Below are 11,460 nucleotides of genomic sequence, written 5' to 3'. Positions count from 1 at the left end.
AGCATACTACCTACCCCATCCAATATTACGCTCCGGTTTTTAAGCTCTTGAAAAAACCTCAGCAAGAGTTAGCAGAAACCTGGGGCTTAGCCATAAATGAGGCCATGGCAGCAGATAAAGCAGTTTTGGTTCACAAAGTTGGCTACGCTATAGATTTTGTTAATCAGCCATTAAATGTTCTGCAAGATCTCATGCAAAAATTAGGAAAACTGACAGAAAGTAAAGAAAAAATTAACAAAAATTGGAATTCAATCCCAATGTATTATTCAAAACTGGTCATTCGAAAAACAGGTGAAACAATTATAGACACTATTTGATAATAATGATGCAAAATAGCAACCCTACGAAACTTATTCTAACATTGTACCTTCCCGTTTTGGTTTCATATTCATTAATCAATAGTCCAATCATATCTTATTTTATGGCTTGGTTTGGTTCACTTTTCATCTTCTATACCACCATATTATCTCCGGTAGCCATTATTAACCAAGACTTGCCCATCCATAAGCAGATTATGCGCCCCTTATTCCTCACGCAGCTCATATTTGCAGGTTTTATGTGTACTACATCTATATTTTATTTTATGGATCATTTGGGTTACAGATATTTAACGGAGATTAATTATGGCGCACAATTTAAAGAAAATGAACAAACAGCAATCATCGCCAGTTGCCAGCGAATTAGTTTATTGGCTCATGCGGCATTGGTTACGGGCATGCTTTTAGTCCAAAAGCAGCATATCATGATTAAAAGTATAAAAACCTTTGAAGATGATGATTTTTTAATCTGGCTCAGCATTATTGTTTTTGGAATTGGTTCATTAGCACAACGTTTTTCAGGTCTTAGCCAGATCGCCTTACCACTTACTTTGGTCGGAATCTCTTGTGCAGCAGTTTTATTTGTTAAAGGTTTCAAAATCAAAAACATTAAATACCTGGGTATAGGTGCCACAATTTTCTTTCTTAACTTTTTACATGCATCATTATCTGGCTATAAGGAACCAATTATTATCAATATCATTGTAATTGCTTGTGTATTCTTTCCCTATTACAAGAAGTTAATCCTTTATTTGGCCATTCCTATGGCTTACGTATTGCTTTACTTTTTGCCTACCTATAATAATACCGTTCGGCAAAGCTGGAGTGGTGATGTTAGCGCAGAAGAAGCACAGAGTGAGGCTTTCGAAAATCTGAGTGCTAAAAATAAAGAAAAAATTGAAGATACGAACTGGGGCTTTCTTACCAGAAGGTTAAGTGAAATAGAAATGTTCACACAATTTGTCTATTATGTTCCCAGCCATCATCCTTATTATGATTGGGAAATAGTAGAAAATTCTTTGGAAGGACTCATCCCCAGGATTTTTTGGTCAGAGAAACCCAATATGGAAACCGTTTCGATGCAGCGGGTTTACGATGCAGGGGTGGCACATCAAACGTCGACAGTTTCTGCTAAAACCCGGCCTGTTGTTGATGCTTATTTAAGCTTTGGTATCTCTGGGGTTTTCTTTTTTATGTTGTTATACGGAATGCTGGTACAACACCTGTCAGATAAAGCTGAGGAGATATTTGGCGGTTACGAACTAGGTTGCGTAATTATGTTTAACAGTATTTTTCAAGGACTTTGGCGGGGAAATAACTTCGAATTCATGTTCAATAATATTTTTTGGGGTTATGTAATTATGTGGTTCCTATTTTATCTACTCAGGACGATAAAGGTATTAAATCCCAAATTTTGACTAATTTTAACAAATGAAAATTATCCATATTACAGCCTCCTATAAACCCGCTTATGTATACGGTGGACCTATACAAAGTGTAGCGAAGTTATGTGAGGCGTTAACAGTCTTTAGCGATAGGCGGATAGCGGCTGGGGAAGATAAGACTGCTATACATCAACTAAAGGTATTAACTACAACTGCCAATGGAACTGAAGAACTACAGGTAAATACTGATACACCTATTTTAATTGATAACGTAGCAGTAAGCTATTTTAAACGCTGGACAAAAGATCACAGTCACTTTTCTCCTCAACTGTTACTTAAATTGAGGAAAGAAATCCTTCAAAGTCAAAACTCCAACCTCATTATCCACATCCATTCCTGGTGGAATTTAGTTTCGGTTTTGAGCTGTTTAGTTGCCAAATGGTATAAAATACCTGTAGTTTTGTCTCCCAGGGGAATGCTTACCACCTATACGTTTGGTAACCGGAATTCATTTTTTAAGAGATGCATTCATAAAGTAATGGGCAATCAGTTATTAAAATATTGCCATATCCATGCTACGAGCAATCAGGAAAAAAGAGACGTATCAGCAATTGTAACGCCAAAAAGCATCAGGATAGTCTCTAACCTGGTTAAGTTACCGTCAAAAGAATTAACTATTGAAAACGAAATATCAGACAATAAAAATCAAAAAAACTTTTTTAAAATCATTTTTCTTTCACGCATTGAAGAAAAGAAAGGCCTCGAATTATTGTTTGAGGCTTTATCCCTAATTAATTTCCCATGGCAGTTAACCATTGGCGGTACTGGGAATGATGATTATATGCGAAGTTTAAAAGAAAAAGCTGAAAACCTGAAACTTAACGATCGGATTATTTGGCTTGGACTGGTGAGTAATGAGAACAAGTTTAATTTAATGGCAGAGCATGATTTAACTGCGCTCACCTCTTACAACGAGAATTTCGCTAACGTAATTGTTGAAAGTTTAGGTGTAGGCACCCCTGTATTGATCAGTAAATTTGTTGGCCTGGCTGATTATGTTGCAGATAAAAACCTGGGATGGATTACGGGGCTAGATATCGAAGAGATTAAAACCGGGATAATTCAGGCCTATCAGGATGTTGAAAAAAGAAAAAAAATCAGAGAAATTGCACGCTTACTAATTAATGAAGATTTTAACGATAATACTTTGGTTGAACAATACATGGAGTACTACCAGAAAATTTTAGCCCAGCCATCAGCACTTTAACGCTTACATGAACCGAAATTTTAGTTTCATTATTCTTACCTTTAATGAGCAGATTCATCTACCCAGGCTATTGGAATCCATCAAAAAACTCAACGCCAGGGTATTTATTCTGGATAGCGGTAGTACGGATGAAACCCGGAAAATTGCTAAAGACTATGGTGCTGAGGTAAAACAAAATCCTTTTATAAACCATCCCAGGCAATGGGATTTCGCCTTAAAAAATTTTAAGGTGGACACTCCCTGGACAATTGGCCTCGATGCTGATCAAACCGTTACACCGGAGTTATTTGAAATGCTAATCAACTTTAAAGATGAAGACCATTCTGATATCAACGGTATTTACTTTAACCGCAAAAACTTCTTTCAGGGAAGCTGGATCAGATTTGGCACCTTCTATCCGTTTTACCTTTTAAAAATGTTCAGAACAGGAATCGGTTTTTCTGATCTGAACGAGAACATGGATCACCGGTTTATTGTGCCGGGTAAAACCAAAATCTGGAAAAAAGGCTGGATATTGGAAGAAAATCTAAAAGAGAATGATATTGCTTTTTGGAAAGCCAAACATGAACGCTATAGTGATCTGGTGGCGCAGGAAGAGGTTGAAAGGATGTTAAAGCTACGGATGCAAAGTTTAAAGCCCAACTTACTGGGTAGCCCTGATGAAAAACGGGCATGGTTAAAACAATTATGGTGGAAACTTCCACTCGGATTGCGTCCCTATCTTTACTTTGGCTACCGGATATTTTTCAAACTTGGTATATTGGAAGGCTCTACTGGAATTAAATTTCATTATCTTCAAGGCTTCTGGTTTAGAAGACTGGTAGATAAAAAAATTAAAGTAATTCTAAAAGGTAGGCCATTAAATTTATAATACCGATATGACTCCAGAAGAAGCAAAAAAAGAAGCAAGTAAAAAGGCCATCAAATTTGTGGTTGCCCTGTTTATGTTATACATCATTTTTAGTCAGGGCAACCTGTTTATGAACAGTGTGATGATGCCAGGTTCCAGGTTTTACAACCCTTTTATCTCCGATCATCTAAATTATATACAGGGTTTAAAGTCGGCATTGATCGTACCTGCAGTATGGCTTATTAAATCTTTTGGCTTTTATGTCATCTACAACGAAATGGATGTAATGGTCATATCGGGACCATATCTGCGGGTTAACTATTCGTGCCTGGGTTTAGGCGTAATGAGCTTTTTAGCTGCTTTTGTACTGGCATTTCCTGCACCATGGAAATCGACTTTTAAAATGCTGGTGGTCGGATTAATCACTATATACGTATTAAATGTGCTCCGCATTGCAGGCCTGGGCGTATTACTTGGATTTTTTAAATCACAGCGCCATAATTTTAATTATCATCATGAAGCATTCAATATCCTTATATATATATGCATTTTTACCATATTATATCTCTGGATTAAAAAATGTAATAAACCAATAAATGCTCAATAATATTAGTAAATTTTGTTAAAAACGCAGTTACACAAGAATTTCGATACCGGAAACTTTAAAATTGGTGCTTCCGTAATCAAACAGTTTTTGTGGTATTTTACAGATATTATCTTTTTTAAGAGCCGCATGGTGCCATTCAGTTCAGTACTTGTCTCTTTTTTAAGGTTATTTGGTGCCAAAATAGGTAAAGAAGTACGTATAAAACCAGGTATCCATATTAAATATCCCTGGAAGCTTGAGTTGGGCGATTACAGCTGGCTAGCTGATTGTTATATCGATAACCTTGATCAGGTTAAAATAGGTCGAAACTGTTGTATATCTCAACAAGCAATTCTGATTACGGGTAATCATAATTACAAAGCGACCAGTTTTGATCTGATAACTGCTCCAATAATACTTGAAGACGGCGTATGGATCGGTGCATCGGCCAAGGTTTGCCCCGGGGTAATCCTGTATAGCCACTCGGTATTGACGATGGGAAGTATGGCTACTAAAAACTTGATGCCCTACACCATTTACCAGGGTAACCCCGCGGTTAAAATCAAAGAACGTATCATAGAAGAATAAGATTTAATTTTATTAATACCTATCAAAGGCCGCCATGAGTGGCCTTTGTCTTTCCTTTCCTAAGGCACAAAAAAATAATGACAAATATCAATTGTTTAAAGTTCTTTACAATGTAAATTAGTTATGTAGCATTTTTTTATTGAACTTTGAAACATTCGTCGTCATAAACTATTTCATATTTCAGTTGGCAAATTTTAAACTAATGAAGAACAAGTATTCCTTGTCCTCCAAGCTTATTTTACTTACTTTTCTGATCGGGATCGTCAACCTGTTCTTTTACGATTACATGAGTACACAGGAAACTATTATATTTCTATCTATCCTGTCCATGCGCTATCTTCTTTTCATCCTGATTAAACGCAGGTTTGAAATCAGCAAATATCTATTGATAATCATTATTATAAGAAGTATCCACCGCCTTTATGTGGTGACGGGTGAAGCAGAAGTTAATCCAGTGACCAAAATAAACCTTTTATTACAAGCTGTTATTTCTATCCTGGCTTTTGCAATCCTGTATATTATCCCAAAGCTAAAGGAGTGGATTAATGAGAGAAAGAAATATGTTTCTGCTACTACGGTATCAAATCCGTAGCATTAGTTTAATTCATCAGCATCCTGACAAGCATAATTTAAGTAAAAACTGACCTGCATTTCTAAAAAAGCCCGTTACCTGTCAGCATTGATTCATCTAATATGCGACTGATACGACTATCTTATTTGTTTAATAGAAACTTAGCTGCGTGCTAAGTTCATTATTATACCAATTCCAAAAATGTAACTGAAGAAGAATAGTGGTAAATGATTTAAATATGACTTATACCTGCCAAAACAGCGTTGATTTACAAAAGATTAATTCTTGATTTTCAGGTAAACGGTAAATACAGACCCCTCTCCCAAATTACTACTTACAGTAATCTTTCCACCCGAAGCCGTTATAATTTCCTTAACAAGGTATAGCCCAATACCTGAGCCCTCACCAGATTGCGAGATTCGTTGGTATTTTCCAAAGATATCGTTTAAGTTATGTTGAGCAATTCCCATTCCGTTATCTTCTACAGCAATCACCATAAAATCCCCTTCACGATGAGTTTTAATAAGTATTTCCGGTTTTCTTTCCTTTGAACGGTATTTTATGGCATTATTGACCAGGTTATAAATTATACTACGCAGTTTACGACGGATATATAAGATTTCGGAAAAACCAATATCAGTTTTTATACTTCCAGACGATTCAATTATCTGCGGGGCAAGCGTGAGCCTAACATCCTCCAGAATATGCTCAAAATCGAGCAGTTCTTCCACTGCCTTATAACGATGCTCCTGCTCACGGGAATCTGTTAGCTCGTAAATGATTTGTTGCATTTTGGTCAGGCTATTTTCCACCTTTTCCAAAAGAACCGGAAAACGTTCCATACCTTTTTCTGGTAGTTTCCTCAGCATGTCGATGGTAAGGCCCAGGCTGGTGAGCGGCGTTTTTATATCATGCGAAATAGTGTCCAAAAGCAACTCATGTTCAGCAATCAGTTTTTCCTGTTCCTTTAAATCGCGTATCCGCATCGTAATTTCCACAAAAGTGATGATCACGCCATTGGTCTTCTTATCGCGCTGAACAATATAAGGCAGAATATTCATCTGATACCAACGCAGGTCTGTCGTCTGGATTTCCTTTTCCAGCACTTCCCCACAATCAATAACATGCTTAATGTTATCGATAATAGTTGGAAAACGAAAATTTTCTTTGATATCTTCAATAGGCCTTCCTACATCAGTATACTTTAAACTGAACTGGCGCATGGCCGGAGGCGTGAATTTTCTCAGTATCAAATGTGCATCGACAAACAGCTTGGGAATAATCGTATTTCTGAAATAGTTTTCCAGCTCTTCGTTGAGTTCGATAAGTGCACTGATTCGCTCGGATTTGTTTTGCATGATTTAGCCTACAGCTTGAGTCTGAATCGGCACTGCAAGATAGATAATAAATTTTAACGGAAAAACATTATTATTGCCTATAAAAGCACAACAAATGAATGTTATCCTCGCTTCTACTTCTACCCTATTCGGCGGCAATTACCTCGAATACCTAAAAGATGAACTCATTACGCTTTTTACCGGAATAGATGAAATTGTATTTATTCCCTATGCCAGACCTGGAGGCATTTCACATGAAGAGTATACGGGTAAAGTCCGCGAATTTTTCTCACAGCTAAATATCAGTGTTAAAGGTCTGCATGAATTTAATGACCCCATTCACGCCATTGATGCAGCCAAAGGATTTTTTACTGGTGGAGGGAATACTTTTCTTCTGGTAAAAACACTCCATGAACTTGGGTTGATGAAGCATCTTAGTGGAAATATCAAACTGGGCAAACCTTATTTGGGCTGTAGTGCCGGAAGCAATATTGGTGGCTTAAATATGAAAACTACCAATGATATGCCTATCGTGTATCCTTCCTCTTTTGAATGTATGGGTTTGGTTCCTTTTAATCTTAATCCTCATTATCTTGACCCAAATCCGGAGTTAAAACATAATGGAGAAACAAGGGAAACGAGGATTATGGAATTCCTAACCCAGAACAACATCAAAGTAATAGGCTTACGTGAAGGCAATTGGATCAGGATATTAAATAATAAATTAACCACCGAAGGTAGTGAAAGCACTAGAATTTTTGAAGCAGGCAAAGCCCCGTATGAATGCACACCAGGTAGTTCTTTGTTATAATTAATTTATTCAAGAAAGATACAGCGTAGAAAAATAAAAACTCAAATAGCTACAAGTTATGATCAATTTAACATCATAAACTTGTAGCTATTATTCGTCTCATCTAAAACTGATAGTCCATAAGATCATCATCCATCAAATTATGATGCTACAGCACTGGCCTTTTTTCGTGAACGCAGGTAGATCACCAATCCGCCAAAAGCTACAATTAATATGATTGGAATAATCAATGTAGCACGCAGAATTTCAGGACCAGCCAGATTTTTGGCATTGGCAAGCGCCTGTGCGAATGCAGAATTTTCAGGAGCTTTTAAATACGCATCAAACGAGGCGCCAGCGGGTAAATGTTTAACAATCAGGTTATCGTAAAAACTACCCATAAACATGGTATAAATAGAAACAGCAAACATTCCCGCGCCACCCATCAGGTTTAAGCCCAGTGCTCCAGATTTAGGAACATTTTCAGCGACGAAACCAATCATCGTTGGCCAGAAATAACAAACTCCTATACCGAAAACAATTGCAGCGAAGAAAACTGAATTTCCTGTAAAAGTGCTCAGCATGTAAAGTCCGGCTGCAGCAAATATTGCAGATAAGAGCAGTACACCCTGAGGAGCAAGACGGTGTACTACAGGCTCGGCAAAACCCCGACCAATTACCATAATCCCGGTTGTAAGAGTAAGCAATAAAATGGCATTATCTGTTACATTTTTAAGCAGTAAGCCTATCCATTGCCCTGTAAACAACTCGGTAATGGCGGTACCGAACATGCAGATGAACATAAAAATAAATAATGGAGAAAGTACTGCTTTGTACATATCTGAACTGGAATAACCAGATGATACCCTTTCGGTAACTGGGAAATCTAATTTTGAAAAAAGGTACCCATAAATTAAAGTAGGAATAATCATCATGGCCACCTGCACTTTCCAGCCCAATCCAAGGTGAACAAACAAGGTAACCAGCAGTGTACCAATTACAATACCTCCGGGAAACCATAAGTGAAAATGATTTAATTTGGTTGTTTTATTCTCCGGGTATAAAGTGGCAACCAGTGGATTACAGGCGGCCTCTACAGTACCGTTGGCAATGCCGATCAGCAAGGTAGATAAAAACAGGCTCCAGTAGCCCTGCGCAAAAACGGTAAGGATAATTCCCGCCAGGTGAAAAATAAAGGCCATGACCAGCAAACGTTTCATGCCAATCATATCCACTACAAATCCTCCAACCACAATGGCCAATGGAAAGCCCCAGAAGGCAGCAGCAGTAATAGTACCTAACTGTGAGGTACTTAATTGGAAATCGATTCCAAGCTGGTTCATTATGCCAGCACGGATACCGAAGGAAAGGGAGGTGACTAGTAATGCTAGACAACTTGCCCAGAATAGTTTTGTGGTTTGAATGTTAAGCATGTGCTCAGATTTAGGTTATATTTGGTTTTAATTTTGCAGTAAGAAAGAGTTTTTTTACCAACGTTGGTTGCAAATACGCTGAAATTTAAACCAGCCTTTTAATTCAATGAGTTGGCGCTCCTCCATTTTTCTGGAATATTTGGTTGTATTACACGCGACAAGCGCAGTGTTATGATCATTAATCGCCATAATAATAAACAATTGAATCGATTAATGCAATGGATGATGATAAACTTTGTTGTTTTACCATTAAGATCTAATCGAAAAACAGATTGATTAATACGGATTGTGTTACGGGATGATAAATTTGATTTTCTCCGTTTCATTCTATAAATTGAGGCGGAATTTTATCCAAACTCCATTAACCGTTATGAAAAGATATCTTTTTATTATCCTTTTAGCAATCTCTTTTTCAGTACAGGCACAGTCTAATGCCGGGAATTACAAATACATTATTGTACCCGAGAAATTCAGTTTTCTCAAACAGGTTAACCAATACGGCTTAAATGCCCTGATTAAGGCTTTTTTTGAGGAAAAAGGCTTTACTGTATATTTTGACAATGCCGAAATACCTGAAGAAATTGCGAAAGATAGGTGCAAGGCCCTGGTAGTAGAACTACAGGAAAAAAACAGCATGTTTGTTACCAATCTTACCCTTTTACTTAAAGATTGTAAGGGCACTGTGGTGATGAAGAGCAAGGAGGGAAAAAGCAGAGAGAAAGAATATGAAACTTCTTATAATTTTGCCTTGAAAGATGCTTTTACCTCTTTTAACGATTTAAAGTATGTGGCGGGTAGCCTCCCTGTGGCGACAAGTGTAGTACTAGCTAATACAAATACAGAGGCCAAAACTGCACCTGTACCTGCTGAACAGCCTATGGCTACCAAAACCGACCAACAAGGAGCGATGTTATATGCGCAACCCATAAGTAATGGTTACCAACTGATCGATGCAACACCTAAAATTGTAATGACCTTATTAAAAACCTCAATCGAGGACTGTTATATTTCTAACAATGGGAACGCAAACGGCATAGTTTTAAAAAAGAATGGAAGTTGGTTTTTCGAGTACTATAAAAACAATGCGCTCATTTCTGAAAAACTATCGATTAAATTTTAGTTATAGGAGACTGTATTATATTTGTAATTCAATCGAATTTCTTACGTTGAGCTTAGCCTGTACTGAGCTTCACGAATGTTTCGAAGGGCCTTTTAACACCTTTAACAGGCCCTTCGACAAGCTATCATCGACAGACTCCAATAGAAAAGCCGTCATTGCGAGGAACGAAGCAATCTTAAGGCGCAAGCTAATAGCGATCGTTGTAAGATTGCTTCGTCGGCTGAAAAAGCCTTCTCGCAATGACGATGCCTCAGCGAGATATTTCCGTTAAAATCTCCTGTCATTCATATTGATTTTATACCATAAATTATCCCTCAGGAGGACAATTCTATATCTATTTAGTTATTGGTTAATTTCTGGAATTATGAATAGTACTTGTCCGTAAAATCAGCAATTTTAGAATTCATTCAGAAAACGAACACTTTTTCGCCCGATTTTTAAACCTGTTCGTCGAGAATTAAGCTGTGTTGGTATAATTGAGGATTTTCTGCTGCAACGTTTCTGTAATACCTGCGTCTTATCATTAAAACAGAAACAAAATATTATAAAATATAAACAACAGCATTATGAAAACCTCTATCAAAACCCTAACAAAATCAGTATTAGCAGCTATCGTTTTAAGTTCTGCTATTTTCTCCACAAATGTAATGGCAGACGAGAAACAGCCAATTAAAATGTCGGCACCTAAAAACATCAGCCAGGTTATTGTAAGTGGAAATGTGGAAATCACATTGGTACAAGGGCAAAAAGAAAGTGTAAGCTATAATGACGATAACACTGGGAAGGTAAAAGTGATCCAGGATGGACATGCGCTAAAAATCACTTCGGCAGATGGTAATACAGCTAAGATTACCGTTTATGTAAAGAATATTTACAGGGTACAGGCTTCTGAAAATGCAGTGGTAAAAACTGCAGGTAAACTGGATTCGAAATACCTTCAGTTATTCTTAAAAGGAGATGCTGTTGCCGAGATCAATTCAAATACAGAAAGTTTATACACCGTAATTGAAGGTCGTGCAGATCTAAAATTAAGCGGAGCTACAGCAGAACATATCCTGGTAATGGGAAGCACACCAAAATTGAATTTAGACAGATTTGCTGCAATGAAAACCCAAATGAGCTCGCCAGTAACCGAAACAACACAAACTGCTTCATTAGCAAAATAATAAATAAAATTTAACAGTCGAAGAGCGATGGAATCTATTCATCGCTCTTT

General features: G+C 37.3%; 12 protein-coding genes. 10 read left to right on the top strand and 2 right to left on the bottom strand.

The window, feature by feature from the left end:
• Positions 1-47: 47 nt before the first annotated feature.
• The 7 genes from KYH19_RS01610 to KYH19_RS01580 all read left to right on the top strand — a co-directional run bounded on the left by KYH19_RS01610 (position 48) and on the right by KYH19_RS01580 (position 5,585).
• Positions 48-317: a glycosyltransferase gene (locus KYH19_RS01610; protein ID WP_219077327.1), complete on the top strand. Its 270-nt coding sequence runs from the start codon at positions 48-50 to the stop codon at positions 315-317.
• A gap of 8 nt (positions 318-325) precedes the next feature.
• Positions 326-1,735, top strand: a complete 1,410-nt coding sequence (locus KYH19_RS01605) for an exosortase Y-associated Wzy-like protein (protein WP_370630313.1) — start codon at positions 326-328, stop codon at positions 1,733-1,735.
• A 13-nt stretch (positions 1,736-1,748) separates the two neighbouring features.
• Positions 1,749-2,969, top strand: coding sequence for an XrtY-associated glycosyltransferase XYAG1 (locus tag KYH19_RS01600; RefSeq protein ID WP_219077325.1), 1,221 nt, complete (start codon positions 1,749-1,751; stop codon positions 2,967-2,969).
• 7 nt (positions 2,970-2,976) lie between these two features.
• The gene (locus KYH19_RS01595; protein WP_132395188.1) at positions 2,977-3,840 is read left to right on the top strand and encodes a glycosyltransferase family 2 protein; all 864 of its coding nucleotides are present in this window, start codon (positions 2,977-2,979) and stop codon (positions 3,838-3,840) included.
• Between the two features lie 7 nt (positions 3,841-3,847).
• Complete coding sequence (xrtY, locus tag KYH19_RS01590; protein ID WP_132395189.1) at positions 3,848-4,426, top strand: exosortase Y; 579 nt, start codon at positions 3,848-3,850, stop codon at positions 4,424-4,426.
• 12 nt (positions 4,427-4,438) lie between these two features.
• The gene (locus KYH19_RS01585) at positions 4,439-4,993 is read left to right on the top strand and encodes a WcaF family extracellular polysaccharide biosynthesis acetyltransferase (RefSeq protein WP_255562528.1); all 555 of its coding nucleotides are present in this window, start codon (positions 4,439-4,441) and stop codon (positions 4,991-4,993) included.
• A gap of 202 nt (positions 4,994-5,195) precedes the next feature.
• Positions 5,196-5,585 carry a hypothetical protein gene (locus KYH19_RS01580; protein ID WP_219077324.1) on the top strand — a complete coding sequence of 130 codons (390 nt, stop codon included), beginning with the start codon at positions 5,196-5,198 and terminating at the stop codon, positions 5,583-5,585.
• A gap of 257 nt (positions 5,586-5,842) precedes the next feature.
• Here the strand turns inward: KYH19_RS01580 and KYH19_RS01575 are convergent, their stop codons facing one another.
• Positions 5,843-6,922 carry an ATP-binding protein gene (locus KYH19_RS01575; RefSeq protein ID WP_219077323.1) on the bottom strand — a complete coding sequence of 360 codons (1,080 nt, stop codon included), beginning with the start codon at positions 6,920-6,922 and terminating at the stop codon, positions 5,843-5,845.
• Positions 6,923-7,016: 94 nt separating this feature from the next.
• On the opposite strand from KYH19_RS01575, the gene pepE reads away from it, so the two are divergent.
• A complete protein-coding gene (pepE, locus tag KYH19_RS01570; RefSeq protein ID WP_219077322.1) occupies positions 7,017-7,712 on the top strand; it encodes a dipeptidase PepE in 696 nt (231 codons plus the stop codon).
• Between the two features lie 140 nt (positions 7,713-7,852).
• Here pepE and KYH19_RS01565 read toward each other — a convergent pair whose 3' ends face one another.
• Positions 7,853-9,124, bottom strand: coding sequence for a sugar MFS transporter (locus KYH19_RS01565; RefSeq protein WP_132395194.1), 1,272 nt, complete (start codon positions 9,122-9,124; stop codon positions 7,853-7,855).
• Between the two features lie 370 nt (positions 9,125-9,494).
• Here KYH19_RS01565 and KYH19_RS01560 point away from each other — a divergent pair, with 370 nt between their 5' ends.
• Both KYH19_RS01560 and KYH19_RS01555 read left to right on the top strand, forming a co-directional pair.
• Complete coding sequence (locus KYH19_RS01560; RefSeq protein ID WP_132395195.1) at positions 9,495-10,244, top strand: hypothetical protein; 750 nt, start codon at positions 9,495-9,497, stop codon at positions 10,242-10,244.
• A gap of 566 nt (positions 10,245-10,810) precedes the next feature.
• Complete coding sequence (locus tag KYH19_RS01555; RefSeq protein ID WP_219077321.1) at positions 10,811-11,410, top strand: GIN domain-containing protein; 600 nt, start codon at positions 10,811-10,813, stop codon at positions 11,408-11,410.
• The last annotated feature ends 50 nt before the right edge of the window (positions 11,411-11,460 follow it).

Origin of the sequence: Pedobacter sp. D749, assembly GCF_019317285.1 — a bacterium.
Classification (GTDB): Bacteria; Bacteroidota; Bacteroidia; order Sphingobacteriales; family Sphingobacteriaceae; genus Pedobacter.
This window is presented reverse-complemented; position numbering and strand designations above follow the sequence as displayed.

Excerpts from the sequence above, each read along its gene's own strand:
- KYH19_RS01555 (WP_219077321.1), top strand. The coding sequence starts at position 10,811 with ATGAAAACCTCTATCAAAACCCTAACAAAATCAGTATTAGCAGCTATC.
- KYH19_RS01600 (WP_219077325.1), top strand. The coding sequence starts at position 1,749 with ATGAAAATTATCCATATTACAGCCTCCTATAAACCCGCTTATGTATAC.
- pepE (WP_219077322.1), top strand. The coding sequence starts at position 7,017 with ATGAATGTTATCCTCGCTTCTACTTCTACCCTATTCGGCGGCAATTAC.
- KYH19_RS01580 (WP_219077324.1), top strand. The coding sequence starts at position 5,196 with ATGAAGAACAAGTATTCCTTGTCCTCCAAGCTTATTTTACTTACTTTT.
- KYH19_RS01605 (WP_370630313.1), top strand. The coding sequence starts at position 326 with ATGCAAAATAGCAACCCTACGAAACTTATTCTAACATTGTACCTTCCC.
- KYH19_RS01595 (WP_132395188.1), top strand. The coding sequence starts at position 2,977 with ATGAACCGAAATTTTAGTTTCATTATTCTTACCTTTAATGAGCAGATT.
- xrtY (WP_132395189.1), top strand. The coding sequence starts at position 3,848 with ATGACTCCAGAAGAAGCAAAAAAAGAAGCAAGTAAAAAGGCCATCAAA.
- KYH19_RS01575 (WP_219077323.1), bottom strand. The coding sequence starts at position 6,922 with ATGCAAAACAAATCCGAGCGAATCAGTGCACTTATCGAACTCAACGAA.
- KYH19_RS01565 (WP_132395194.1), bottom strand. The coding sequence starts at position 9,124 with ATGCTTAACATTCAAACCACAAAACTATTCTGGGCAAGTTGTCTAGCA.
- KYH19_RS01560 (WP_132395195.1), top strand. The coding sequence starts at position 9,495 with ATGAAAAGATATCTTTTTATTATCCTTTTAGCAATCTCTTTTTCAGTA.